This is a genomic window from Paenibacillus mellifer, assembly GCF_023195895.1.
GTDB lineage: Bacteria > Bacillota > Bacilli > Paenibacillales > Paenibacillaceae > Fontibacillus > Fontibacillus mellifer.
On sequence record NZ_JALPRK010000001.1, the window covers coordinates 556,809 to 583,159 of the forward strand.

General features: G+C 55.2%; 23 protein-coding genes and 1 pseudogene. 18 read left to right on the forward strand and 6 right to left on the reverse strand.

Annotated elements, in window-relative coordinates; all coding sequences use genetic code 11:
- Positions 1 to 6 precede the first annotated feature (6 nt).
- The 6 genes and pseudogenes from M0651_RS02520 to M0651_RS02545 all read left to right on the forward strand — a co-directional run bounded on the left by M0651_RS02520 (position 7) and on the right by M0651_RS02545 (position 6,471).
- Positions 7 to 2,733, forward strand: coding sequence for a GH36-type glycosyl hydrolase domain-containing protein (locus tag M0651_RS02520; RefSeq protein ID WP_248550254.1), 2,727 nt, complete (start codon positions 7 to 9; stop codon positions 2,731 to 2,733).
- A gap of 22 nt (positions 2,734 to 2,755) precedes the next feature.
- Positions 2,756 to 3,649, forward strand: coding sequence for a hypothetical protein (locus tag M0651_RS02525; RefSeq protein ID WP_248550255.1), 894 nt, complete (start codon positions 2,756 to 2,758; stop codon positions 3,647 to 3,649).
- Between the two features lie 162 nt (positions 3,650 to 3,811).
- A complete protein-coding gene (gene serC / locus M0651_RS02530; protein WP_248550256.1) occupies positions 3,812 to 4,900 on the forward strand; it encodes a 3-phosphoserine/phosphohydroxythreonine transaminase in 1,089 nt (362 codons plus the stop codon).
- Positions 4,901 to 5,068: 168 nt separating this feature from the next.
- Positions 5,069 to 5,533, forward strand: coding sequence for a tRNA (uridine(34)/cytosine(34)/5-carboxymethylaminomethyluridine(34)-2'-O)-methyltransferase TrmL (gene trmL / locus M0651_RS02535; RefSeq protein ID WP_248550257.1), 465 nt, complete (start codon positions 5,069 to 5,071; stop codon positions 5,531 to 5,533).
- A 30-nt stretch (positions 5,534 to 5,563) separates the two neighbouring features.
- Positions 5,564 to 6,132: pseudogene (locus M0651_RS02540) on the forward strand (maltose acetyltransferase domain-containing protein).
- Positions 6,133 to 6,225: 93 nt separating this feature from the next.
- Positions 6,226 to 6,471 (forward strand): AbrB/MazE/SpoVT family DNA-binding domain-containing protein, encoded by a 246-nt coding sequence (locus M0651_RS02545; RefSeq protein WP_155607094.1) that lies wholly within the window; start codon positions 6,226 to 6,228, stop codon positions 6,469 to 6,471.
- A gap of 849 nt (positions 6,472 to 7,320) precedes the next feature.
- Here the strand turns inward: M0651_RS02545 and M0651_RS02550 are convergent.
- Entirely contained in the window at positions 7,321 to 8,388 is a 1,068-nt protein-coding gene (locus M0651_RS02550; protein WP_248550258.1) for a phosphodiester glycosidase family protein, read from the reverse strand.
- Positions 8,385 to 8,795, reverse strand: coding sequence for a hypothetical protein (locus M0651_RS02555; protein ID WP_248550259.1), 411 nt, complete (start codon positions 8,793 to 8,795; stop codon positions 8,385 to 8,387). Before M0651_RS02555 ends, M0651_RS02550 begins: the two co-directional genes overlap by 4 nt.
- Before the next feature lie 198 nt (positions 8,796 to 8,993).
- Between M0651_RS02555 and M0651_RS02560 the strand changes: the two genes are divergently transcribed.
- A complete protein-coding gene (locus M0651_RS02560; protein ID WP_248550260.1) occupies positions 8,994 to 10,481 on the forward strand; it encodes an aminotransferase class I/II-fold pyridoxal phosphate-dependent enzyme in 1,488 nt (495 codons plus the stop codon).
- Positions 10,482 to 10,515: 34 nt separating this feature from the next.
- Positions 10,516 to 10,650: a hypothetical protein gene (locus M0651_RS24035; RefSeq protein WP_282577690.1), complete on the forward strand. Its 135-nt coding sequence runs from the start codon at positions 10,516 to 10,518 to the stop codon at positions 10,648 to 10,650.
- A gap of 71 nt (positions 10,651 to 10,721) precedes the next feature.
- Here M0651_RS24035 and M0651_RS02565 read toward each other — a convergent pair whose 3' ends face one another.
- On the reverse strand, positions 10,722 to 11,480 hold the full coding sequence (locus M0651_RS02565; protein ID WP_248550313.1) for a DUF2161 family putative PD-(D/E)XK-type phosphodiesterase: 759 nt from the start codon (positions 11,478 to 11,480) through the stop codon (positions 10,722 to 10,724).
- Between the two features lie 230 nt (positions 11,481 to 11,710).
- Between M0651_RS02565 and M0651_RS02570 the strand changes: the two genes are divergently transcribed.
- The 3 genes from M0651_RS02570 to M0651_RS02580 all read left to right on the forward strand — a co-directional run bounded on the left by M0651_RS02570 (position 11,711) and on the right by M0651_RS02580 (position 14,935).
- Positions 11,711 to 13,606 (forward strand): PrkA family serine protein kinase, encoded by a 1,896-nt coding sequence (locus tag M0651_RS02570; protein ID WP_248550261.1) that lies wholly within the window; start codon positions 11,711 to 11,713, stop codon positions 13,604 to 13,606.
- A 374-nt stretch (positions 13,607 to 13,980) separates the two neighbouring features.
- On the forward strand, positions 13,981 to 14,307 hold the full coding sequence (locus tag M0651_RS02575; RefSeq protein WP_248550262.1) for a hypothetical protein: 327 nt from the start codon (positions 13,981 to 13,983) through the stop codon (positions 14,305 to 14,307).
- 121 nt (positions 14,308 to 14,428) lie between these two features.
- Positions 14,429 to 14,935, forward strand: a complete 507-nt coding sequence (locus M0651_RS02580) for a hypothetical protein (protein ID WP_248550263.1) — start codon at positions 14,429 to 14,431, stop codon at positions 14,933 to 14,935.
- A 1-nt stretch (position 14,936) separates the two neighbouring features.
- Here the strand turns inward: M0651_RS02580 and M0651_RS02585 are convergent, their stop codons facing one another.
- Both M0651_RS02585 and yhbH read right to left on the reverse strand, forming a co-directional pair.
- The gene (locus tag M0651_RS02585) at positions 14,937 to 16,367 is read right to left on the reverse strand and encodes a SpoVR family protein (protein ID WP_248550314.1); all 1,431 of its coding nucleotides are present in this window, start codon (positions 16,365 to 16,367) and stop codon (positions 14,937 to 14,939) included.
- 8 nt (positions 16,368 to 16,375) lie between these two features.
- Entirely contained in the window at positions 16,376 to 17,545 is a 1,170-nt protein-coding gene (gene yhbH, locus M0651_RS02590; RefSeq protein ID WP_248550264.1) for a sporulation protein YhbH, read from the reverse strand.
- Positions 17,546 to 17,818: 273 nt separating this feature from the next.
- On the opposite strand from yhbH, the gene M0651_RS02595 reads away from it, so the two are divergent.
- From M0651_RS02595 to narI, 7 genes are read left to right on the forward strand one after another with little or no spacing between them, the layout of a single operon-like run.
- On the forward strand, positions 17,819 to 18,298 hold the full coding sequence (locus M0651_RS02595; protein WP_248550265.1) for a hemerythrin domain-containing protein: 480 nt from the start codon (positions 17,819 to 17,821) through the stop codon (positions 18,296 to 18,298).
- The gene (locus M0651_RS02600) at positions 18,252 to 18,575 is read left to right on the forward strand and encodes a hypothetical protein (protein ID WP_248550266.1); all 324 of its coding nucleotides are present in this window, start codon (positions 18,252 to 18,254) and stop codon (positions 18,573 to 18,575) included. The genes M0651_RS02595 and M0651_RS02600 overlap by 47 nt, the downstream gene beginning before the upstream one ends.
- A 6-nt stretch (positions 18,576 to 18,581) precedes the next feature.
- On the forward strand, positions 18,582 to 18,866 hold the full coding sequence (locus tag M0651_RS02605; RefSeq protein ID WP_248550267.1) for a hypothetical protein: 285 nt from the start codon (positions 18,582 to 18,584) through the stop codon (positions 18,864 to 18,866).
- Positions 18,867 to 22,550 (forward strand): nitrate reductase subunit alpha, encoded by a 3,684-nt coding sequence (locus M0651_RS02610; RefSeq protein ID WP_248550268.1) that lies wholly within the window; start codon positions 18,867 to 18,869, stop codon positions 22,548 to 22,550.
- Positions 22,540 to 24,039, forward strand: coding sequence for a nitrate reductase subunit beta (narH, locus tag M0651_RS02615; RefSeq protein ID WP_248550269.1), 1,500 nt, complete (start codon positions 22,540 to 22,542; stop codon positions 24,037 to 24,039). Before M0651_RS02610 ends, narH begins: the two co-directional genes overlap by 11 nt.
- 6 nt (positions 24,040 to 24,045) lie before the next feature.
- Complete coding sequence (gene narJ / locus M0651_RS02620) at positions 24,046 to 24,708, forward strand: nitrate reductase molybdenum cofactor assembly chaperone (RefSeq protein WP_248550270.1); 663 nt, start codon at positions 24,046 to 24,048, stop codon at positions 24,706 to 24,708.
- A gap of 20 nt (positions 24,709 to 24,728) precedes the next feature.
- Positions 24,729 to 25,418 (forward strand): respiratory nitrate reductase subunit gamma, encoded by a 690-nt coding sequence (narI, locus tag M0651_RS02625; RefSeq protein ID WP_248550271.1) that lies wholly within the window; start codon positions 24,729 to 24,731, stop codon positions 25,416 to 25,418.
- 52 nt (positions 25,419 to 25,470) lie between these two features.
- Here narI and M0651_RS02630 read toward each other — a convergent pair whose 3' ends face one another.
- Complete coding sequence (locus tag M0651_RS02630; RefSeq protein ID WP_248550272.1) at positions 25,471 to 26,325, reverse strand: DegV family protein; 855 nt, start codon at positions 26,323 to 26,325, stop codon at positions 25,471 to 25,473.
- Positions 26,326 to 26,351 lie beyond the last annotated feature (26 nt).

Here is a 26,351-nt window from a genome sequence, read left to right on the forward strand (position 1 = left end):
GGCGAAATGAGACAAAACGGATGGACGTTCCTTGGCGAGCACGGAGAGTTCAGACTGGAGCAACCTGAAAGAAACAGTTATCTATATTTTCCTTTGGTGAACGAGGCAGGAATGATGTCGGCCGTTACCCCGAATTTGCATGGCGAACTGACCTCCAGCCACAACACCTTCCTGCTGGAGCCCGTGTCGGTCGAGAGTCTGCATAATTCCAAAGCCGCCCGAAACTTCTGGGTTTATATCCAAGGGCAAGGCGCTTGGTCGGTCAGCGGCAATTCGGCCAAGCAACATGCGGAATGGTTTACAGAATCCGAGGAAAAGTCGGCGCTTGAGGCGGGTTTCCTGTGGCATAAGATTACGCGCGAGCATAACGAAATTGGCCTGAAAGCCCAAACGGTCAGTTTCGTTCCCGTAACGGACGACAAAATCGAGCTGATGAAGGTCAGCTTGACGAATACGGGAAGCGCTCTCCTGACGCTTACCCCGACGGCGGCGATCCCGCTGTACGGTCGGTCGGCCGACGATCTGAGAGATCATCGTCATGTCACATCGCTGCTGCACCGGATATTTACCTTGCAGCATGGCATTGAGGTACAACCTGCGCTTTCCTTCGACGAACGTGGGCACCGCGTCAACAAGGTGACTTACAGCGTGCTTGGCGCCGGGGCGGACGGTAGTGCGCCCGTCGGTTTCTTCCCCATCGTCGAAGACTTTATCGGAGAAGGCGGAGCTCTGGATTGGCCGCAGACGATCATCTCCAACCTCGCACCTACCGAGAAAGCCGGCGCGGCGCTGGAGGGTTATGAAGCGGTTGGCGCCTTGCGTTTTGCCGAAGTGACGTTGAAACCGGGTGAGACCGCCTCGTATGTAGTTGCAATGGTGATCTCCGATGACCGGATTGACGGACAACACTATGCTGCAACGTACTTGTCCGAGGAGCGGTTCGATACGCTGCTTGAAGATAATCAAAGATATTGGCACGAGAAGCTGGACACGATCAAGTTCCAAACCGGGGATTCGGAACAGGATCTGTGGATGAAATGGGTTACGCTGCAGCCGATCCTGCGGAGATTGTACGGGAACTCGTTCCTGCCGTATCATGACTACGGACGCGGCGGCCGGGGCTGGCGCGATTTGTGGCAGGATTGCTTGGCTTTGATGGTGATGGAACCGGCGGAAGTCCGGTATTTATTGCTCAATAACTACGCCGGGGTCCGTATGGACGGAAGCAATGCGACGATCATCGGTTCCAAGCCGGGCGAATTTGTCGCAGACCGGAATAACATTCCGCGGGTTTGGATGGATCATGGGGCTTGGCCGCTGATGACGACGCTGCTTTACATCAATCAAAGCGGGGATTTGGATTTCCTGTTCCAGCCGCAGGTTTACTTCCGGGACGTATTCGTGAAACGCTGCCGGGAACGCGATCTATCGTGGACGCCGGAACAAGGGAACAAGCTGATTGCGGCTGACGGCAAGGTTTATGAAGGAACGATCCTGGAGCACATCTTATTGCAAAATATCGTTCCGTTCTTCAACGTCGGCGAACATGGCAATATTAAGCTGGAAGGCGCGGATTGGAACGACGGTCTGGACCTGGCGGCAGCTCGCGGCGAAAGCGTGGCGTTTACCGCTTTTTACGCGAACAACCTTCTGGAGTTATCCGAGCTACTGTTGCAGGTGCAGAACAAGACGGGCCGCGACACGCTTGAAATTGCCGAAGAAATGGTCGCCCTGCTCGATACGATTCAAAGTCCGATCTCTTATGACAGCATTTCGGCTAAACATGAGCTGCTTGAACGTTATTATGACTCGATCGTACCTGCCGTGAGCGGCAAGAAGGTGCAGATAGACGTTCGCAAGGTTGCGGATGATTTGAAACGGAAAGCGGAGTGGATTATTCAACATCTCCGCCGGAACGAATGGATACAAAATCAGGAAGGGTTCTCCTGGTTTAACGGATATTACGATAATGATGCCGAACGTGTAGAAGGCGACCATCCGAACGGCGTTCGCATGACGCTGACCGGTCAAGTTTTTACCATTATGGGCGGCGTAGCTACGGATGAGCAGGTCGGAGAAATCTCCAAAGCCGTGGATCGATACTTGAAGGACGAGCGGATCGGTTACCGTCTGAATTCCCGATTTGGCGGAATCCAGCAGAACTTGGGCCGGGCATTTGGTTTTGCCTTTGGGCATAAAGAGAATGGGGCCATGTTCAGCCATATGACGGTGATGTACGCAAACGCCCTTTATAAACGAGGTTTCGTGCGTGAGGGTTATGAAGTGCTGGACTCCATTTATCGCTTGTCCTCTGACTTCGAAACAAGCCGGATGTATCCCGGAATTCCGGAGTACATTAATGAGCGCGGACGCGGCATGTATACGTACCTGACGGGATCGGCGAGCTGGCTGCTGTTGACCGAGTTAACCGAAGTATTCGGAGTCAAGGGATGCTATGGGGATCTTCTACTGGAGCCAAAGCTGGTAAAAGCCCAGTTTGATGAAAAAGGGGAGGCCTCGGTCGAGACGTTGTTTGCTGGACGGAAGCTGCATATCGTTTACCGGAATCCGAAACTAGCCGATTTCGGGAGTTACCGGATCTCCGAAGTGACGCTGAACGGCAAAACGTTGGCTTGCGACAACACAGAAAGCGGCTGCCGGATTCCTCGTTCGGTACTGGAAGCTTTGCCTTCGGATCGCGTCCATGATCTGATCGTGATTTTAGCCGATTGACCGCAAGAGAGGTAATGATCGAATGGCATATCAACTTCAGAATGAACAGCTAGGTGTGAAAATTGCCGAACTCGGCGAAGTTTACCGCGGGACCCGGTTCGACGGGGCCGGATTTATTACCAGCGTCGAGCTGAACGGACGGCACCAATTCTGCGTGCCGGAGAGCTTGATGCCGGGGTCTGGCACGGGCGGGATCGGGTTATGCAGCGAATTTGGCATCAAAGAAGCGATCGGGTATGAGGAAACCCGGGTTGGCGAGCGTTTTCCCAAACTGGGCGTTGGGTTATTAACCCGGCCCGATGAAGCGGAATACCGGTTTTATCGAGAATACGCCTGCGCGAGGTTTGAGACACAGGTGGAGCAAAAGAGTGCCCAGCAGATCTGTTTTACGACCCAGCCGGCGGATTGTCGGGGATATGCTGTGCGTATGTTCAAGAACATTGAAATCTCCGGTAACCAGTTGTCGGTCACCTACACGGTGGAAAACACCGGAAGCCGGGTCATTTCGACCGATGAATACAGCCATAATTTTCTCGGCATCGATGGATATGCGGTTGGACCGGATTACGTACTGAAGTTGCCGTTTGCTCCGAAGATTTGGAGCGACGAGCCAGATACGCTGGAGGGCTTAGTGTTCGAGGGAGATCACGTGACTTGGGAGCGCCGTCCGGAGAAGGATTTCTATTTCCGGATGGATACCTTCGACGGGCGTGAAACCCCGTGGCTGTGGGAGCTGCGGCATCGTCCCAGCGGCCTGACCGTTCGTGAGCTAAGCAAACTTCCGTTAAGCTCGGCCGCCGTTTGGGGACACGGGCATGTCATTTCCCCGGAAATGTTCGTTGCGGTCCATGTAGCGCCGGGAGAACGGCAGAGTTGGACGCGGACCTACGGATTTAGCAAATCTAAAGCTGAATAAACCTATCATCCCTTTCCCTTGATGAAGCGTTAATGTGTCAATTCTGCAAAATAGTGAATTTTTGCGAAATAACGGCTTGCTGGGAGATCGAATAGTTGCTATGATAATCGTTAATTATATTCGAAACCAGACATGGATTGTAAAGGGAAGGGATGGGGAGAAATGAGTAACAGAGCTTATAACTTTAACGCGGGCCCAGCCGCACTGCCGCTGGAGGTCCTGGAACGGGCGCAGGCGGAGTTTGTTGATTTTCACGGGACAGGCATGTCGATTATGGAGATGTCTCACCGGGGCGCCGTTTATGAAGCGGTCCACAACGAAGCGGCCAGCCGGCTGCTGAATCTGTTCGGCAATCCGTCCGGTTACCAGGTGCTGTTCCTGCAAGGCGGAGCCTCCACCCAATTCGCCATGCTGCCGATGAACCTGCTTACGGAAGGCAAGACGGCGGGTTACGTAAAATCGGGCAGTTGGGCTACGAAAGCGTTAAAAGAAGCCAAGCTCATCGGCGAAACGTTCGTTGCGGCCTCTTCGGAGGAAGACAAGTACATGTCGCTTCCGGACGTCAGCAATCTGCGCCTGCCGGAAAACGCCGCGTATCTGCATCTCACTTCGAATGAAACGATCGAAGGCACGCAATTCCGCGAGTTTCCGGATACCGGCAGCGTTCCGTTGATCGCCGACATGTCCAGCGATATTTTGTGCCGTCCGTTCGACTTGACCCAGTTCGGTATGGTTTATGCCGGAGCTCAGAAGAACCTGGGACCGTCCGGCGTGACCGTGGTCATCGCCCGGGAGGAGCTGTTGCGCGAGTCGCCGAAGCATCTTCCGACGATGTTCCGCTACGATACGCACGCCGAGAACAACTCGCTGTACAATACTCCGCCATCTTTCTCGATTTATATGGTGAACGAAGTGCTGAAATGGATCGAGGAGCAAGGGGCGCTTGAGGGCATCGAGAAGAAGAACCAGGATAAAGCGAACTTGCTGTATCAAGCGATCGATGCCAGCGGCGGATTCTACCGCGGGTGCGTCCATCCGGAAAGCCGCTCGACGATGAACGTCACTTTCCGTCTTGCGAGCGAGGAGCTGGAGAAGCTGTTCGTGAAGGAATCGGAAAAAGAAGGTTTCGTCGGCCTCAAAGGCCATCGCAGCGTCGGCGGCTTGCGCGCTTCGATTTATAACGCGGTTCCGAAGTCCAGCATTCAGGCTCTCGTCGATTTCATGGGCCAATTCCAAAAAAACCACGGATAATGTTTATTGCGGGGCTTCCTTCAGAATGCCCCGTTATGCCGCAACCTCCAACCCCGCCTGTTTCCAGGTAGGGGTTGGAGGTTTTTTGCGGGCAAAATTTGATATAATGGATCAAGTACGGTCTCAGACGGGCCGATTTTATTTATTAGGACGAGGAGTTCGATCATCATGGCCTTACATATTGTGCTGGTGGAGCCGGAAATTCCGGCCAATACGGGAAATATCGCCAGAACCTGCGCAGCAACGGGCATCCATCTGCATCTGGTGCGTCCGCTTGGATTTCGGACAGACGATGCGACGCTGAAGCGGGCCGGTTTGGATTATTGGTATGCGGTGAATCTCGAATATCACGATTCTTTTCAGGAAGTAGAGGAGAAGTACGCGGGCAGCCGCTTCTTCTTTGCCACCACCAAAGCCAAGAAACGGTACACGGATTTGACGTTCCAGGACGGCGATTTCTTCGTCTTCGGCAAGGAGACGAAAGGCCTGCCGCCAGAAATTTTGGCCGCCCATCCCGATACGGTGATGCGCATGCCGATGACCGACAAGGTTCGTTCGTTGAATCTGTCGAACTCTGCGGCTATTATTGTGTACGAGGCGCTGCGTCAGCTTGATTTTCCGGGAATGGAGTAAGTTTGAAAGGGCAGAAAGAGAGATGACCTCATGAATTCGGGAACAACGGAGAAAGAAAAGATGCTCGCCGGGGAATGGTACAACGCCGGTGACGCGGAGCTGGTGGCCGCTCGGCTTCGGGCCCGCAGGCTGACACGGGAATATAATGCGACTCTGGAGGATGAACGAGAGCAAAGATCCGCCCTGCTTCACGAGTTGCTTGGCAGCTGCGGCGATGATATCTACATTGAACCGACCTTCCGCTGCGATTACGGGTCGAATATTTACGTCGGCAATCATTTTTACGCCAACTTCGTTGCGTGATCCTGGATGTCTGCGAGGTGCGGATTGGGGAATATTGCTTTATGGCGCCGGGGGTACACATTTATACCGCAACTCATCCGTTGGATCCGGCTGCGCGAAACTCTGGGGCAGAATATGGCAAACCGGTGAACATCGGCAACAACGTATGGATCGGCGGTCGGGCGGTGATCGTTCCCGGGGTAACCATCGGCGATAACGCGGTGATTGCGGCCGGCGCAGTCGTGACGAAAGACGTGCCCAATGGAGCCGTCGTTGGGGGCAATCCTGCGAAAATAATTAAAAACGTGGAAATGTAGCAGGAATCCTGAAAAAAATAGCGAAATATAATAGATTAGGTATTTGGTTCTATTTTTACATAACTATTTTTTTCAGGAGAGGTGTACAAATTTATGAAACCTGCTGGTGTGGTCCGTAAAGTGGATCAACTCGGGAGAATCGTGTTACCCAAGTCGCTTCGCAAGAGATATCAAATGAACGAGGGAGACCCCGTCGAGATTTTGGTGCAGGGGGATCACATCATTTTGGAGCGTTACCGCCCGAAATGTGTATTCTGCGGATCGATGGAAGGCGTGAGCGATTTCAAAGAGCGTTCCATTTGCAATCAATGCCTGGTCGAAATGAGCCAACTGTCCTAGATCCAATAGGACGTTTGATACGTTTTAGCAGCACCAGAGCACAACCCTAAATAAGCTTCCCGCGAGGGAAGCTTATTTATTTTGTCGTTTTGAGTCGATTTCGGGTGCCGATTGAGGTCCTACGTTAAAGCACGAGCAGTGATAGAAACTTGGTAATATCTTGGTAGAAGTAGGGAAGAACCTAACGAACCGCTTCGGGCTAGAAACGGACTGCTATGGAACCAAATAGCCCACGAATGTGCTGTCAAGCCTACAGGAAGACTTCAAACGGACCGTAGCGACCTTATTTGCCGATTTCCCGGTTATTTCCCACTGTAACGGACTCCAGAGACGTTATCGGCACCCTCGAGCGGTGTTTGAGCCCTTTTTGTGAGAAATAAGGTCTCCTGTGTCCGTTAAAGTTCGGAGGATCCCGGAATGCGAGAAATAGCGCCTCTGGTGTCCGTTAGCGAGAAGGAGAAGGGTGGGGGAAGCCGCCGAGCACCGAGAAGGTTGGAAGAAGCTCAGGAGGAGTAGCGGAGCCAGGGGCTATGAGAGCAACGGAAGGCCCGGCTGAATCCTAAGATTCGAAGCCGGGCCTTCTTCATTGTAATGCTTCGTGATGGGAAGCCGCCTTTTTGACTAACCTTTTAAAGGCCTTTGGTTTTATCTTCGTTATAGGATGCCGTCAAAATCCCACACAAAAACATAGCCAAAACGATGGCAATAATCCAGAACGTTAAAGAGAATGACAAGCCGAACACCTCCACGTTGTACTCCTTTCCCTATTATACCCGGCGATAGCCTAAAAATAAATCCATAATGTGAAATATTTCATAGACAAGTTGGGAATGGGTAGAGGCGAACCGCTTATTTGAAAAACAAGAAATGTGTGGGTACCGGGCGAAGCGCGCCGTCGGACGGTTTATTGACGACTCGGCCGTTCACGATCAGCGAGGAGGAACCTCCGCCGTCCAGGTTGTAAGCATCTTGCACGCCCATCTTCCACAGCTTGTTTTGCAATTCTTCCAGCGTAGCGCCGGAACGGCCCTTTTCGTTGTCGCCGTCAACGACCAGCACAAGCAGCTGATCATCCTTGTAATTCCCAATCACCGTACGTGGTGCGCGTAATGGCGATGTTTTCCATTTTGGCGGGATCTGGAGTTTGACGCCGTTTTGCAGCAGGATCGGTACGAAGGAGGCGCCGAACTTGGGCTGTAGCTTGTCGAGGCTCGCTTTGTTCTGAAACTTGCCCCCGACCAGCTGCCCCGACCGATTTAATCCGACGAAAAACAAATCTTTATACGTTGGCTCGAAGCCATTCACATATTGACCGTTCAGGATCGTGGTGCTCAAAGGGTACCGTTCTCCGCGGGAATCCGCAAATCCACCGGCATTAATACCTGCGACCGCACCATGACGCTGTACGGCTTGTTTCGTCGTCTCCGCTCCCCCAACATGGTCCTTCCCCAGCGTCATTTTCATGGCGTCCGGCGACTTGAGTCGAATCTTCATCGCATACCCTCGGTAGGTGCCGGGGTTGATCTTGTACAATTCAATGCGAATCCGGTCGCTTTGAATCGTCTCGAAGGGGGAACCTAACTTGGACGTGATTCGCCGATTGTAAATGGATTCCGGCTTAGTTGCTGTCGTCTTTGCCGTTTTGACGATCGTGCTCATCGTTTGGGTTGTCTTCTGATAAAGCTCGGCCGTTTGGCGGATAGAGGAGATCGTCGTTTTGGCATCTTTCTCCGCTTTGGATAACCCTTCCGATATCGAAGCGGTGGTCTGAAATACATCAGCATCATGCGTGATAGAGTGGGGGGCTCGGTTCCATTCGATGGCGGCTCCGCTAATAAAAAGTGCAATCAGCATTCCGATCAACGGGCCGGTAGTCAGCAGAAAAAAACGGTTGATTTGTTTGACCGGCGTAATCATTTGAGCAGGTCCATTTTCTTCTGAAGCGCGGCGAGCTGCTGCTTAACCTCGCTCAATTGCGAATACAATTTGTTGCTGTTATCCGTTTTTTCGCTGTTGTTATCCTTCGTGAATTCGAGCAATTCGTTGAACGTTTCCACCTTGCTTTGCAAATCCTTGACCTCGCCGGACAAAGCTGTTAGCTGTGCGGTATAATCCGCCTTCATTTGCTCCGCTTCGCTTTGCCATTTGGTGTCCAGTTGATCGATCATCGATTGCTTCAAATGATTGCTATACATGTAAGCCGCAGTGACGCCGGCGCCAATCAGTAGGACCCAAATCAACAAAATCATAGCTACGGAAGGCCGTCGTGTCTTCCTGCTGCGACTCGTTTCCGTGACGGTTGCAGGTTCCGTAGAGTAAGACATGGTAAATCACCTCAAGAGAATTAATAAAAGTCGTATGATGCAGTTCTCATTCTATCATGCCGACACTAGGTACGCAAAAATGATAGATTTGCCAATGATTCGTCAAAATCAAGCACGACGGGCGGTTTGCCCCCATTGTCTGGAAAATTTGTCCTGAGGTACAATCGTATATACAGTGATGGGAAGCGGGGTGTTCTTGTGGATACGGGTTTGGAAATGTTAAAGCGCCGACTGCCGCCGGCTTTCGCCCGGGAAATCGAAGATCGGCAGCGGGAAGGTAACTTGATCTCGTTGGCGGGACCGCAAGGGTATGGAGTCGGGGTACGCCTGGATCGGGAATACGGCGTGGACGGCGAAGGGCAAGAGGGGGAGCCGGCGGAGCGCAGCGGGGTTCGCGCGCTGCTGGATTGGTTGGCTTCGGCCTACGAAGAAGCCGAAGTCCGAATAAGCACGGACCCGCAGCAATGGATATTGGCCGAAAGCGCCGACGGGGCGCTTGACATGCTGCTGCGAGGGCTGGTTCCCGGCGGCGGCACGGTGCTCGTCGAGACGCCGGCTGCGCCGGAGGCGCTGGAGTTGATGCGTCGCCGCGGCATCCGGGCGGTCCCGGTGGATTGTGACCGGGACGGCATGCTGCCGGACGATTTGCGGCGGAAATGCGAGGTGGCCGGCGGGCGGCCGGCTATGGCGTATGTGACGCCGCATTACTCGAACCCGTCCGGCCGGGTGTGGAGCCGGCAGCGCAAGCTGGCGCTGCTGGAGGTCAGCGAGCGGCTGGGCCTGCCGATCGTCATAGATGATACAGCGAGCTTGGTGCTTTTCGCAGAAGAGGGAGAGGCAGGATTTGGAAATGAATTGGAGGATTTAATAGAGAGTGGACCCGAGGGTAAAGTCAAGGACAATACAACTAGGAGAAGCGGGATTGAGGTTCAAAGAGCGCAGCAAGCGGCGGACGAGGTGAAACGGGAGGCTGAGGGAGAGAGCCAGAAGGAGCATACGGCAATAGGCGAGGTCCATGTCCAAGAGAACAGCGTGGATCTCATCAAGGCAGCGGGTGCAGAGGGCGCAGCGGGTTCAAAGCGCAGGGCGCAGGGGGATAGGACGCCGCTGGATGTGCTGCGCCAGCAAGCGGGCCTATGGGGAGCCGAGACCGTCAGCCTCGGCTCCCTGGAGCGGACGCTGACGCCGCAGCTGCCGCTGGCCTGGCTGCGCGGTGAAGCGAAAACGATGGAACGGCTGCGCCGCGTTCCATCGCCGGGCAGCTCCAGCGCCGCGGGGGCGGCCGTGGCCGAGCGAGCCGGGCGGCTCCACGCCTGGCTCGCCCAGCCGCCGGGACGCCGGCGCGCCGCCGCCGCCGAGGCTGCGGCGGCGTATGCCGCGCGGCGCGCGCTCGCGCTGGAGCTGCTGCAGGCGCCCGCTTGGCACGGCGCCTGCGTGGAAGACCCCGGCGGCGGGCTGTTCCTCTGGCTGCGCCTGCCCGCCGGGGTCTCCAGCGAAGCGTTGCTGCGCGCTTCGCTGCTGGAAGGCACCGCGTTCCTGCCGGGGACGCTGTGCTACGCCAAAGAGCCGGATGATCGCTTCATCCGGCTCACGGTCGCCGCGCACGAACCGGCGCGGCTGCACGAGGGGCTGGCGCGCCTCACCGCCGCCCTCGCCGAGTTCACGGCGCGCTCCGCGGACGAATGAAGGCTGCCCGAATCGCAATAAGGGAGGTAGAACGATGGCGACGTTATGGGCACTAGGGAAATTCGTTCTGTTTATGGCAGGCCTGGGTCTGGCCATCTATGTGTATCTGCTATTCATGAGAGGTCTGAATCAAATCCCGGACCCTAAAGATCAACGGGATAAAGATTAGAGTTGAGCGGGCCAAGGATCAATTTCATGGGTCTAGGATAGACCTGCGCATCGCCCTCATCTCGCCAGTTCCTAAAGGCGCTCCCCATCCCGCTCCGCGGCCGCTGCCACCCGCCGCCACCCGTCGACGACGTGGGCGTACTGGCGCAGCCCCTCCGCGCCGGCTGGCGTCAGCGCGTAACGCCCGCGGACGACGCGGCGGAACCAGCCGTAGTAGTCGCGCTGCAGAATCGCGGCGGCCGTGCCGACGCCGCTGCGATCGCGCGCGTCCTTCGGCGACATCTCGCCCCCACCCTCCTCGATGGCGAGCGCGATGCGCAGCGCCCGTTCGCGGTAGGCCGTCACCAGCTTGGTGCCGGTGCTGCCGCCAACGTTGTAATCGCCGCTGCGTTCGTGGAACTCATGCAGCAGCTTCTCCGCCCGGCGTTTGACCACCTTTGGCCCCGGCGTGTACAAGGCCTCGTTCCCCGGCGCGCACAGGATCTCCACGAACGCGGGTTTCGTTTTATACCGTGTTACCGCGATGAGTCCCAGTCCCAGCCGGCGGCAGAGCAGCGTTATTTCGCTCCATCGTTGGTTGTGCGCCCCTTTTTTGGCGCGATTGCGCTCCACGGCCAGATATACCTCGGCACTGAGTCGCTGGCGCTCCAAACCCTGCAGCAGCAGGGGAAGATTAAACGTCTTTTTCATTTCCACGATCAGCGGCTCGTCGCTGCCGGGCCGAACGCCGACCAGGTCGCAATGCCGCACCTCGCTTTTGATCACATACCCCCGCTCCTCAAAAAAAGCCTTCAGCGGAGCGTACAATTCCGTCTCATGCTGTACTGCCATGACGATCCCCTTTTCATTCCCATGATCATGATCCAAATTATATCACAAAGCTGAATTCCTACTTTTTCCATCCGAATATTTTCATCGGAAAAAAGGTCAACTTCTCCCGTCCCGGCGCATAGGAATGTAATACACTTTTTATCGTGGAAGCTCCATATACTGGTCAGGCAAGTTCTAAAGATCGGGGACGCGGGAGAACCCCCAAAGCGGGAGTACAGGAGGTACCTAACATGGACATTTTTGAGCGTTTAGCGGCTTACCGGGCGGAAAGCGACTCCTTGTCGTGGAGCGGAACATTTAAAGAATATGTCGAACTGTTGGCCAAAGACCCTTCGCCGGCGATGACCGCCCATGCCCGGGTTTATGAAATGATTAAGTCCTATGGCATAGAAGAGGATGACGGAAGGAAAAGGTATAAATTTTTTGAACAGGAAATCTTCGGGCTCGATCGGGCCGTCGAAAAACTGGTCGAGGAGTATTTTCACTCCGCCGCCCGCCGGCTCGACGTTCGCAAGCGGATCCTGCTGTTGATGGGACCGGTGAGCGGAGGCAAATCAACGCTGGTCACATTGCTGAAGCGCGGGCTCGAGAAATTTTCTCGGACCGATCAAGGGGCGGTGTACGCCATCGCCGGGTGCCCAATGCATGAGGATCCGCTTCATCTGGTTCCACATGAGCTCCGGCCGGACGTGGAACGAACGCTGGGTGTCCGGATTGAGGGCAATTTATGCCCCGTCTGTCAAATGAGGTTGAAGACGGAATACGGCAGCGACATCGAAAATGTAAAGGTCGAGCGGGTGCTCTTGTCCGAAGACGACCGCATCGGCATCGGCACGTTCAGTCCGTCCGATCCGAAGTCACAGGATATCGCCGATTTGACCGGCAGCATCGATTTTTCCACGATCACCGAATACGGGTCGGAATCCGACCCGCGGGCGTACCGCTTCGACGGGGAGTTGAACAAGGCCAACCGCGGCCTGATGGAGTTTCAGGAAATGCTGAAATGCGACGAGAAGTTCCTGTGGAACCTGTTGTCCCTGACGCAGGAAGGGAATTTCAAAGCGGGGCGGTTCGCGCTGATTTCGGCCGATGAGTTAATCATCGCGCATACGAACGAAGCGGAGTACAAATCGTTTATCGCCAATAAGAAAAACGAAGCGCTGCAGTCGCGGATGATCGTCATGCCGATCCCCTACAACCTCAAGGTGTCGCAGGAGGAGAAAATCTACGCCAAGCTGATCGGCCAAAGCGATATGAGCCACATCCATATTGCCCCGCATGCCCTGCGGTCCGCGGCGATCTTCTCCATCTTGACCCGGTTGAAGGAGACGAAGAAGCAAGGCGTCGATTTGGTGAAAAAAATGCGCCTCTACGACGGGGAAGAAGTCGAAGGCTATAAGGACGCAGATCTGAAGGAGCTGCAGAACGAATACCTCGAGGAGGGCATGTCCGGCGTCGATCCGCGGTATGTCATCAACCGGATTTCCAGCGCGCTAATCAAGCAGGATTTGCATTGCATGGGCGCTCTGGATATTTTGCGGGCCATTAAGGACGGCCTAGACCAGCATGCTTCAATCACGAAGGAAGAACGCGAGCGCTATCTGAACTTTATCAGCATTGCCCGCAAGGAATACGACGAACTCGCCAAAAAAGAAGTGCAAAAAGCGTTCGTTTACTCGTTCGAGGAGTCGGCGCGCACCTTGTTCGAGAACTACCTCGACAACATCGAGGCGTTCTGCAACTGGACGAAAATCCGCGATCCGCTCACCGACGAGGAGATGGATCCCGACGAGCGGCTGATGCGCTCGATCGAAGAGCAAATCGGCATCTCGGAAAATGCCAAAAAGGCGTTCAGAGAGGAAATTCTGATCCGCATCTCCGCGTACTCGCGCAAAGGGCGGAAATTCGAATATAACCACCACGACCGGCTGCGGGAAGCGATCGAGAAGAAGCTGTTCGCCGACCTCAAGGACATCGTGAAGATCACGACCTCGACCAAAACGCCGGACGAAAACCAGCTCAAACGCATCAACGAGGTCAGCAAACGGCTGATCGACGAGCATGGCTACTGCCCGGTATGTGCCAACGAGCTGCTGCGGTACGTGGGAAGTTTGTTGAACCGGTAATCAGTGAGTAAAGAGTAAGGTGGAGGGGAAGCCCTCCGCCTTTTTTTGCGTATTTGCTTTGTCCGGCACGCGTCGAGTTTAACTGGATTTTCTACCGTTAATTTGGAGCGAGAAGGCCGTTTCAGCAATTTAACTGGAAAAAGCACCTCTATTTTCGCGTTTTCTCGCCATACCAGCAAAACCACTGAAATTAACGTTACTTTTTACTGCTATTCGTCCTCCAAACGCAGAACTGACCAAATTAACAGCAGGTTTTACAGTTAATTTTTCGCCATTTATAAGGCGGGGCCGAATTCCCCCCTCTCCCCGCCTCACCGCCCTCTAGGTATCCGCATACGATAACTTGAACTTGAAACCTTGGAGGCGAATAACGAATGAGTGTTCAACCATGGGGGCACCCTCAACAACGCATCGTTTACCAGGCGGACACGCAATCCGCGCAACATTTGCGATCGATCCGCGACCGGGTGCAAGGCATCTGCCGGCAGCATGTCAATCAAAGAGTCCGTATTGAGACGATGGACGGTCATGTGCATGTCGGCCGGATTGTGAGCTGCCAAGGCGGGATGTTGCACTTGGCCGTTCCACGGTACGGGGGCCAGCGAGCCTTTGGCGCTCCCTTCTTTGGCCCAAGTCCAAGCGATGAGATGATCTTGACGCTGGTGCTTTACGAACTGCTGGTCATCGCTTTGCTGTCCTGAGAGGTTCCGCAGGCAGAAGAAGAGCCGCCTGATCCCTTGATCGAGGTGGCTCTTCTTCTTTATTGAAACATCCATGTCAACGGCAACGTTAATTATGAAGAGACAAATACGGGAGGATATCATGGAAAAAGGTAATAAACTCATGCTAACGGTAGTAGTCGCTCTCGCGGTAGTAGCGTGTACCTTCTGGGCGGGTTATTCGATTGGCATTCGGCAGAACGAGCCCGTGGATCCATCCGACATCCAACAAGCCATTCATTCCAAATGGGTCATCGCAGGCACCCCACCCTCGCCCATCGTTACCGTACAAGGAACCGCCATCGAGGTTGCCCAGGCCGGTTACTCTTGGTGCTCGCCAGTTCTTAGCAGTGAAGGCAGCTGCGTCAGCGTGGATGCCAGCATTCCTGAACTAAAGGCAACCCCGGTTCCCGCAGGCGCTCCAATCGATACCGAGGCTCCAGAGGGCATCAAGGAATTCACGCTTACGGGGACGGACCCGAAAGGCGGAGCCCTCAATGACCCTTATAGGGTTCCGCAAGAGACAGGAACCTACCTGTTCCGCATCCATTGCGAATGGTTCCTGGATCAAGGCCAAAGTGATTTCTATTTCAGCCTGAAGGTAATCTAACTCAAATCATCTTCCTCACATGCTTTTGCCCGTCATAAGAGAACATGGCGCGCTTCTCCTCTACCACCGTCTCCAGGTGAACGGGGCGGCCCCACAGTTTGTAAACGTGGGGGAGCGTATGCTCCAAGTATTTCAGGTCCAGCTCCAGCCCCTCATACTGATGCTTCAGTAGCAGCTCGCCGGAGCGCAGGTAGTCGCCGTCCTGAACGACGATGTACGGAGAGCCGCCGTTCACGCGGGAGGCCACAAGTTGGTCGCGGATGTGCTCCCAGGTTTTGTCGGTGATTTTCCACTCCGGCCCTTGCTTCTCGAATATATACAGGTCTAGGTCGCGGACGAGTTCCTTCGTCAAATAGCTGCGGAGGAACGAAGTGTCGGAGTCGAGCTCACGGACCTCGAAGATCTTCTCCCGGCCTTGCCCGGGCTCACGGCCAAAACGGCGGCGCTCCTCTACGGTGGGGTGATCCCAGCGGCGCTCGATGTCCTCGAAGATCTTCAGCCCGAGATAATAAGGGTTCAGGCTTTGCCGCGACGGCTGGACGACCGAGGCGTTCAGCTTGGCGAATTCGATCGTTTCGTCACTGGTGAGGTCGAGCTCGCGGATGATTCGCTGGTGCCAGTACGAAGCCCACCCCTCGTTCATGATCTTCGTCTCCATCTGCGGCCAGAAATACAACATCTCTTCGCGCAGCATGCTCATGATGTCCCGCTGCCAATCCTCCAGCGCTTCGGAATATTCCTGGATGAACCAGACGATATCCTTCTCCGGCTCAGGCGGGAATTGGACGCCGTTCTCTTTGGCTTCCGCAGCCGCGCTTCCGCCCGGATTCACATCGAGCGACCACAGATCGTCGTAGGCACCTTCCTTCACCTGCCCATACCGCCCATCCTTGGCCCGGCGCAGCTTCTCCTCCATTTGCTGGCGTTTATCGTAGCGCATCGGCTTGATCAGCTGCGGGTCTACATGCTCCTGGACCGCGAGTACGGCATCGATGAAGTTCTCCACGGTACTCGCGCCGTAAGCCAGTTCATATCGGCTGATTCGCTCGGCGGTGGCGGACATGCTCTCGACCATATCCCGGTTGGTTGCCGAGAACCGAGCGTTATTTTTGAAGAAATCGCAGTGTGCCAGCACGTGAGCAACGATCAGCTTGTTCTGGATCAGCGAATTACCCTCCAACAGGAAGGCGTAACACGGGTTTGAGTTAATGACGAGCTCATAGATTTTGCTGAGTCCAAAATCGTATTGCATCTTCATCTTGTTAAAGGTCTTTCCGAAGCTCCAGTGAGAGAAGCGGGTCGGCATGCCGTAAGCCCCAAACGTATAGATGATATCGGCGGGGCATATTTCATAACGCATCGGATAATAGTCGAGCCCAAACGAGTCGGCGATTTCCATGATTTCCGAGATGGCGTATTCGAGCTGCTCCATTTCACTACTCAACTCGCCGCACCCCCTTCACGCTTGTGGAAAAACCGTTTCAACGCGTTATATACTTCGCCTTTTTCCTTAATGACGTAATACATGAATTTCTCTTGCTTAATGGTTCGATATGCGGACATCAACGTGCTGCCGCGGTTGTACTGGTTGACTTCCCCATATCCAAATAGGTTGCTGCGCTTCATCAGCTCGCCGATCAGCTTGACGCAACGCTCGTTGTCGGAGGTCAGGTTATCGCCGTCGGAGAAGTGGAACGGATAGATATTGTAACTGGAGGGCGGGTAACGGGAATCGATGATTTCCAACGCTTTTTGATAAACCGAAGAGCAGATGGTGCCGCCGCTTTCCCCGCGGGTGAAAAATTCCTCCTCGCTGACTTCCTTCGCCTCGGTATGATGCGCCAGAAAGACGATCTCCACCTTTTCGTACTGCCGCCGCAAAAACCGAGTCATCCAGAAGAAGAAACTGCGTGCGCAGTATTTCTCGAACGCGCCCATACTGCCCGACGTATCCATCATCGCCAGGATCACTGCGTTGGAGCGGGGGACAATGATCTCTTCCCATGTTTTGTAGCGAAGATCATCCGGCGAAATGCCATGGATGCCAGGGGTGCCGGCGGTTGCGTTGCGACGTAAGTTTTCCAGAATCGTACGTTTCTTATCGATGTTGGACATCAGGCCTTTTTTGCGAATATCGTTAAAACGAATGGACTCAGTTTCCATTTCTTCTTTGTCTTTCTCCTGAATGTAGGGCAGCTCCATCTCATCGAACAGCATATCTTCCAGTTCTTCGAGGCTAATCTCGGCCTCTACATAATCGTAGCCCGGCTGATCGCCGGCCTTGCCGCCTTTTCCACTTTTTCCGCTATCCTTAGGACTGTCCTGGCCAAGCACATCCCCTACCTCGCTGCTTCCGTCACCTTGGCCGACATGCTTATGTTTCTGGTAGTTATGGATAAAGCGGTACTCTTCCAAATTGCGGAGGGGAACCTTAATGATCTGCTTGCCGTCCGACATAATGATATTTTCTTCGGTGACGAGGTCGGGCAGATTCTGCTTAATGACCTCCCGCACTTTCTCCTGGTGGCGCTGTTGATCCTGATACCCTTTGCGATGCAGCGACCAGTCCTCTTTGGAGACGACAAAGTTATATCGATCAGGCGTTGGCATAGATGAACACCTCCATATCGGGATTTCCCGGAACGCTATATTTGTGGATGTAAATAAAGTATATTCACGGAGAGGGGCGATATGTGAGGGAGCTTGCGCGGGTTTGGTAACAATCCGACGGAAAAAAAGCGGAGATTCCTAAATATATTTATTTCACGCCGGGCGTCTTGCGTAAAGCAAGGACCCCGGTTTTTTTCTACCCAAAATGTGGTATAATTCGGAATTTTAAAGCGAACCCTAGTAAAAATTAGCCAAAAAAGGGATGTGAAATTCATGAGATCGGGGCCCTCATTAAGAAATGTGGACAGCCATGCGTTGATTCATGAAGCGGTGTTGGAAGAGGCGAAGGAACTTACGGAGCTGCTCGCGCGCTGTCTAAGCCGAGGAGAATCGGAGAAGGCGCTGGATATCGCCTGGATCGCCGTAGAACACTGGGAATCACGCACCTTGCAGCATGCGCAAAGCGAGGAAGAAGGGTTGTACGTCGAGGCACTGGAACTCAAGCCGCAGTTGAAGGATGTCATTATCGCCTTGTCCCGGGATCATCAGCTGCTGCGGGAGCTGGTGGCGGAGATTAAGGATCGTTTGGAACGCGGCGAGGTTGGGGATGAAGTGGTTCATCGCTTGCAGGCGTTGATCCTGGTCGATCAGCTGCATAACCGGTATGAAGAGGACATGGTGGAAAAAGAAATGGAGGCGGTACGTCATGACGCATCTTCCGGCCCCGAAATTGACGGAATTGCTGCCGGATAAGCCGCTTCGTGCTGCTGAGCCGCGGCTATACTCCCGTTTGACGGACGAGCTCGCGCGCTTGGGTCTGCACCCTTATGACGTTAAGGCAGGAGCACAGCTCCATGAACGCGGCGTTGCCGTTCGCGTTCGCTACGGCGAGCGTTATGAACGTCTGGAAAGCAGCGTGATTCCTTGGGATTGGATCGAGCGCGACGACGAACGAATTGGGGGATTCCTGCGGGAAGCCGCCGAACGGGTCAAACAGGCGTTGATCACGGATTACTATAAGAGGAGTTGACGGAAGTTGGAGGAAGCACGCGAGCTTGAGCTCATCGTCAGTCAGGACCGGGAGGACCTGCTAGCGGTGCTGCAGATGCGATTCGGAGAGCCGGAGGCCGATGTCGAGGCGAAGATCAATTCCATCCATCAGCCGGACGAGCTGCAGCGTTTGATCCTGGCCGCTTGTAATGCACCCGCCTGGAGCGTGTTCGCTGAAGAGCTGCGGGCTGGAGAGGGCGCGTTCAAGCTGACCGGTGAGCGGTTTAATCCGATTTCACAAGCGGCATTTGAACAGAAGGGAGATAGTTAAGTGGGCGATAAGCAGAACAAGCTGTTCGAGTCTTTGAAATATTTGCGGCGCGGGGAGCGAATCAATGACGGCTGGACCGAGGAAAGCCCCCGCAGCCGGGATTGGGAGAGCTTGTACCGCGGCCGCTGGCAGCATGACAAGGTCGTCCGCTCCACGCATGGCGTCAACTGCACGGGCTCCTGCAGCTGGAACGTGTTCGTGAAGGACGGCATCATTACGTGGGAGACGCAGAAGACCGATTACCCGACGACGGGCGCGGATTTTCCGGAATATGAGCCGCGCGGTTGTCCGCGGGGGGCCAGCTTCTCCTGGTATACCTACAGCCCGTTGCGGGTGAAATACCCGTATATCCGCGGGGATCTATACGAGATGTGGCGTGAGGAGATGGCGGCCGTGAAGGATCCGGTGATCGCCTGGCAGAATATCGTGGATGATCCGAAGAAACGCGCCCGCTATGTTAAAGCGCGAGGCAAAGGCGGTTTCGTCCGCGCGGACTGGGATGCCGCCTGTCAAATGATCGCTGCGGCAACCATTCATACGATCCGTCAGTACGGGCCTGACCGCGTGGTTGGCTTCAGCCCGATTCCGGCGATGTCGATGGTCAGCTATGCGGCGGGGACTCGGTTCCTCTCGCTGATCGGCGGAACCATTCTGAGCTTCTATGATTGGTATGCCGATCTTCCGCCGGCTTCCCCGCAGGTATGGGGGGAGCAGACCGATGTGCCGGAAAGCGGGGATTGGTACAATACGAAATATTTTATTATCTGGGGCACGAATATCCCGCAAACCCGTTCCCCCGACGCTCATTTTATGGTGGAAGCCCGCTATAACGGGACCAAGGTCGTTGGCGTGAGTCCGGATTATTCGGAATACGAGAAATTCGCCGACATCTGGCTGCCTGCCCGGGTCGGCACGGACGCGGCGCTGGCTATGGCCATGACGCATGTCATTCTGAAGGAATTTTACGTCGATCAAGAAACCCCTTATTTCAAGGAGTATGTAAAAAAGTTTACCGACCTTCCCTTCCTCGTCCTCTTGAAAGAGGAGAATGGAAGCATCCGCTCGGATCGGTTTCTGCGCGCGGCCGATCTTGGAGACGACCAGGAACTGGCCGATTGGAAGACGGTGCTTTGGGACGCCGCCACAGGGAAACCGGAAGTGCCTAACGGCAGCCAAGGCTTCCGCTGGGACCAAGACAGCCGGTGGAACCTGGATTTGGATAAGCCGGACGGCACCCGCATCGACCCGCAGCTGAGTTTTATTGAGGGGGCGGATGAGGTGGGTTTGGTTGATTTTCCTTATTTCGCGGAACAAGAAGGGCAAACCGTGCAGCGAGGCGTGCCGGTCAAGTACCTGCAGAATTCATCCGGCGAGACGCTGAAGGTGGCCACCGTATATGACCTGATGATGGCTCATGTCGGGGTTCCTCGGGGGCTGCCCGGCGATTATCCAACCGACTACGATGATAAGAAGCCGTATACGCCGGCCTGGCAAGAAGCGATTACCGGGGTGAAGAAATCGCATTGTATTCAGGTTGCACGTGAATTTGCCGACAATGCCGCCAAGACGGGCGGCCGTTCGATGATCGCGATGGGCGGGGGGACCAACCACTGGTACCATAGCGACCAGATTTACCGTGCTATCTTGAACCTGGTGTTATTAACCGGTTCGCAGGGCGTAAACGGCGGCGGCTGGGCTCACTATGTCGGCCAGGAGAAGGTACGTCCGCTCGAAGGCTGGCAGCAAGTCGCCTTTGCCGGGGACTGGATTCGCCCACCGCGGCTGCAGAACGGCACGTCGTTTTTCTATTTTGCCACGGAGCAGTTCCGGTACGAAGCTCCGTTGAATGAGGAGCAGGATACGCCATGGGGCGGCCGTTACAGCAAGCAGCATCCGGCTGACGTCAATGCGATGGCCGCAAGGCTCGGCTGGCTGCCGTCGTTCCCGCAGTTTAGCCAGAACTCGCTGGACGTGGCGAAGCAACTGCGCGAGAAGGGCCTGACGGATGACCAGGAAGCCGTCCAGGAAGTTGCCCGAATGGTCAAGGAGGGCGAGCTGGATTTCGCGATCGAGCATCCCAACGATCCGCGTAACTTCCCGCGTGTGTTCTTTAACTGGCGATCCAACCTGCTGGGCGACAGCGGCAAGGGACATGAGTATTTTGCTAAGCATCTGATCGGCGCAGATAACCAGGTCTTAACTGACCCGTCTCAGTCCTGGCGGCCGAAGGATGTGCACACCGACGACATGCCGCCGGAGGGTAAGACCGATCTCTTCGTCAGCATGGATTTCCGTATGACCAGCTCCGGACTGTTCTCGGACATCGTGTTGCCGGCGGCGACCTGGTACGAGAAGCATGACCTGAGCAGCACGGACATGCATCCGTTTATCCATCCGTTTAACCCGGCGATTTCTCCGCCTTGGCAAAGTAAGAGCGACTGGGATGCCTTCCGGGAAATCGCCAAGACGTTCTCAGAGCTGGCTGAGAAGCATCTTCCCGCTTGTGAGGACGTCATGATGACGCCGCTTGGGCATGATAGCCCGGATGAAGTAGCGCAGGTGCACGGGAAGATCAAGGACTGGCGCAAGGGGGAAATTGAAGCGATTCCCGGCAAAAGCATGCCGCATTTCCTAATCGTCAAACGCGATTATCCAAATGTCTATGGGAAGATGATCACGCTGGGTCCAAATATTGAAAAAGGGTACAGCTCCAAAGCGGTCAAAATCCCGGGTGAACGGGTGTACAAGCAGCTGAAGGAACGGTTGGGGATCTCCAAACGGGAGGGCATCGGCAAAGGCCAACCGGACTTGTACGAGGATCGCCAAGCGATCGAAGCGATCCTGTTGATGTCGGGGGCGACGAACGGAGAACGTGCGGTTGAAGGATGGCACGACATGGAGAAGAAGACCGGGAAGAAGCTGGCGGATATCGCGAAGCCACGCGAGGAGGAAGCCTTCACGTTGTTCGACATCACCGCCCAGCCGCGCCAGGCCATCTCCGCGCCTGTCTGGAGCGGGCTGGAGAAGGATAACCGCCGGTATTCCCCGTTTACGCTGAATACCGAATACAACATTCCATGGCGGACGTTAACCGGTCGGCAAAGCTTCTACCTCGATCATGAGATGATTCTCGATTTCGGGGAGGCGCTGCCGCTGTATTTGCCGCCGCTTCAGCATGTTCCTTTCTTGAAGGGGGAACGGGAGGTGCCGAGTAACGGGAAATCGCTGACGATCCGTTATTTGACCCCGCACCAGAAGTGGGGCATCCATACGATGTTCACCGATACGAACCAGATGTCAACGTTGTTCCGCGGTTGGCAGGTCGTATGGCTGAACGAGAAGGATGGAGCTTCGATTGGTATCAAGGACAACGACTGGATCGAGGTATATAACCGGAACGGGGTCGTGGCGGCGCGGGCGGTGCTCACGTACCGGATTCCCGAGGGAATCGCCTACATGTACCATGCCCAGGACCGTACGCTTGGCGTGCCCGGCACTTCAATCACCAAGCAGCGGGGCGGCACGCATAACAGTGTCACTCGCATTACGCTCAAGCCGACACATATGATCGGCGGTTACGCGCAGCTCAGCTACGGCTTCAATTATTACGGGCCGACAGGAAATCAACGGGATACATTGACGATCATCCGTCCGCTGAAGGAGGTAAATTGGCTTGAGGATTAAAACACAGGTCGCGATGGTGATGAACCTCGACAAGTGTATCGGCTGCCATACCTGCTCGGTCACCTGTAAGAACACCTGGACCAATCGCCCCGGCACAGAGTATATGTGGTACAACAACGTGGAGACCCGGCCGGGACCCGGATATCCGAAGGAATGGGAAGATTCGCGCAAATATAAGGGCGGCTGGGTGCTGCGCGGCGGCAAGCTGTCGCTGCGGGCCGGCGGGCCGATCGCGAAGCTGGCGAATATTTTTTACAATCCGGACATGGCCGATCTGGACAGCTTCTACGAGCCTTGGACGTACGATTACGACAGCTTGATCCACAGCCCGAAACGCAAGAACCTGCCGGTCGGACGGCCGGTGTCGATGATTACGGGCGAATACATGGATAAGCCAATCTGGGGACCTAACTGGGACGATGATTTGGCCGGGGGCAGCGAAATCGTTCCAATGGACCCCAACGTGAAGAAGCTGCAGGAGCACATTGCACTGGAATACGAGAAGACGTTTATGATGTACCTTCCGCGGATCTGCGAGCATTGTCTCAACCCGTCTTGCGTCGCCTCTTGTCCGTCCGGTGCCTTGTACAAGCGGGACGAGGACGGTATCGTGCTCGTTGACCAGGAAGCCTGCCGCGGCTGGCGGTTTTGCATGAATGGATGCCCCTATCACAAGGTGTATTACAACTGGAATACGCATAAGGCGGAGAAATGCAATTTCTGCTACCCGCGCACCGAGGCCGGACTCTCGACGATTTGCTCTGAGACTTGTGTCGGGCGAATCCGATACATCGGCGTCGTGATGTACGATGCGGACCGAGTCAAAGCCGCCGCGGCCGTGGAGGATCCGCAGGAGCTGTATGAAGCGCAGCTAGGGGTTTTCCTTGATCCAAACGATCCCGAAGTCATTAAGGAAGCAAGAAGAGCGGGGATCACGGATGCGTGGATCGATGCCGCGCAGCGTTCGCCGATCTACAAAATGGCGATGAAGTGGAAGGTCGCGCTACCGCTTCACCCCGAATACCGGACGCTGCCCATGGTTTGGTATGTGCCGCCGCTCAGCCCGATCATGAACCACATCGAGGAAGATGAGCTGCAGACAGACATGTATATCCCGGCGGTGGATCAAATGCGGATTCCGGTGGAATATTTGGCTTCCTTGCTGACGGCGGGGGATACAAAGGTGATCCGCAAAGTGTTGCTGAAAATGACGGCCATGCGAGTGATGATGCGCGACCGCGCCGTCGGCGGGCTGGACGATCTGAAACGCAGCCGGCTGCTCGAGGAAGCGGGGACGACCGTAGAGGAAATCGAGGAGATGACCCGTCTGTTTGCTGTTGCCAAGCATAACGAACGGTTTGTCATTCCGACCGCGCGGCGGGAAATGATCGGGGAAGCCGGTTTGCATTATCGCCAAGGCGCGTGCAGCCTGGAAGGAATCACGCCGGAGGATGGTTTTATGTCGCAGTATTTTGCCAAGGGGGAATAGATCGATATGGTGGAAGCCATGGAAGCGAAACGCATGGGATTGGCGGTTACCGCCCGGTTGCTTGGCTATCCCGATGAGGCTTATGCAGAGGTGCTGAGCGAGACGTTGGAAGCTGTGTCGGAGCTGGAGGATCCTGCACGGAAGAGCCGGCTGGAAACGGTAATTCATCCTTTGCAGTCCCTCCCCCTCCGGGAGCTACGGGAGCAATATGTCTGGACCTTTGATTGGAAGGATAAGACCGGACTTTATCTCACCTCGCATGAGCTTGGAGACAGCCGCGAACGTGGGGCCGCATTGATTCTGTTGCAGCACATTATCAGCGATGCCGGGTATGCTGCAGCGACCGGCGAACTGGCCGACTATATGCCGCTTCTGTACGAGCTGCTGGCGATGCGTCCGGATCATGTTCACGTACGGGCGCTTGAGCTGCGGTTGGCCGTGGCGACGAAACGCGTTGCCGATCATCTATCGGAGGACAGCCCTTACCGTGAGTTGTTCGTCTACTTGATGGAGGAGGTGTTTGGCGAGCCCTCGGAGGAGGATATCCGCCGGCTGGAGGCCAAGCGAGAGCAAGCCGACCTGGACGAGCTTCCTTACCCAATCCTTTACGGCATGGATGGGACGGCCCGTACAGGGTCGGATCCGACGCAATTCAAAATGTGCAACTGAATGAATGGAGGAAAACCGCAATGACCGGATTATTCTGGTGGGTCGTCTATCCCTACATCGCATTGACGGTGTTGATTCTCGGTTTGCTGTATCGGTTCGCCTTCCGGCAAGCGAGCTGGGCGGCTCCCTCGACGGAAATTTTCGAGAAGAAGTGGCTTCGCGTCGGATCGACGGTGTTTCATTACGGCATCGTCTTTGCTTTCGTTGGCCATGTGATGGGGGTGCTAATCCCGCGGAGCGTTTATCACGCCCTAGGCGTTCACGATGAAACGTATCATTTCTTCGCGATTGTCGGCGGCGGTCTGGCGGGCCTTATGGTGGTATTAGGTCTCGTCCTGCTGTTGATTCGCAAAATCTTGAATCGGCGCGTTCGAGCCCATGCCGGCTTTGCCGATTACTTCGCCGTCATTCTGCTGTTGATCGTCGCCGCCAACGGGACGTATATGACGATCGTTTACAATACGACCGTGGTGGCTTATGAATACCGTACGACGATTGGTCCATGGTTTCGCAGCCTGCTTGCGTTTCGGCCCGACTATCATCTGATGGATACGGTGCCGCTGTTGTTCCAGCTGCATGTGCTGACAGCCTTCCTGTTGTTCGCCTCGATTCCGTTTACGAAGCTGGTGCATATGTTTTCGTTGCCGGTGCGCTACCCGGCACGCGCTCCGCAGCAGTATCGTTCGCGGGTGAGCTATAAGCGAAGATAAGAAAGGGAAGGCGAGGGGCGGATGTCCCCTGCCTTCCCTTCTCTGTGTTCCTTTAGGCGAGCTTTTTCGTATATAAAATGCCGATCGTTTTGGCGCCGCAATGGCTGGAAATGACACAGCCGGCATTGGACACCGCAACCAGCCGAGCGTTCGTCTTGGACTCCAGCGCTTCCTTTAGCATCTTCGCGTCCTCGTCCGCCAAGGAATGGGTGACGAAGATGAGGTCGTTATCCATCTCGGGCAGGCGGCTCAGTGCGTTGTCTAGGAGCTGATCGAGCGCTTTTTCGCGGCTGCCGCGGATCTTGTAGGCCGGGGTCATTTTTCCGCCCTCGACCTTAATGACGGGACGTATTCTCAGCAGGCTGCCGACGATGTTTTGCATGCCGGAGCAGCGTCCGCCTTTATAGAGATAGTCCAGAGAATCGATAACAAATTCGGTCTCGACCTGTGAACGGACGGCGGTCAGCATGTGAACGATCTCCTCGACGCTTTTTCCCTCGGCAGCGGCACCTACGGCTTTCATCACCTGCAGACCTATGCCGGTGGATAAGTTCAGGGAATCAAACACGGTAACCGTCCCCTCGGTGAATTCCTCAGCGGCGATCAGCGCGTTCTGGTAAGTCGAGGACAGTTCCGAAGACAAGCTGATGTACAGGATTCGTTGCCCCTCCTGGGCATAAGGCGCAAACGCCTGGATAAAGTCGGCCGGGGACGGCGCCGCCGTCTTAGGCAGCTTGCCCGTCTCGTCGACTTTCCGGTACAGCTCAGGGACCGATAAATCAACGCCATCCTTATAAGTCTGTTCCGAGAACGTGACGTACAGCGGTACGATTCCAATATCGTACTTCGTAATCCACTCCGCGTGGAGATCGCAGGTGCTGTCCGCAAAAATTTTGATGGAACCCATATGAATCCTCCTAAAAGTTCATTGGT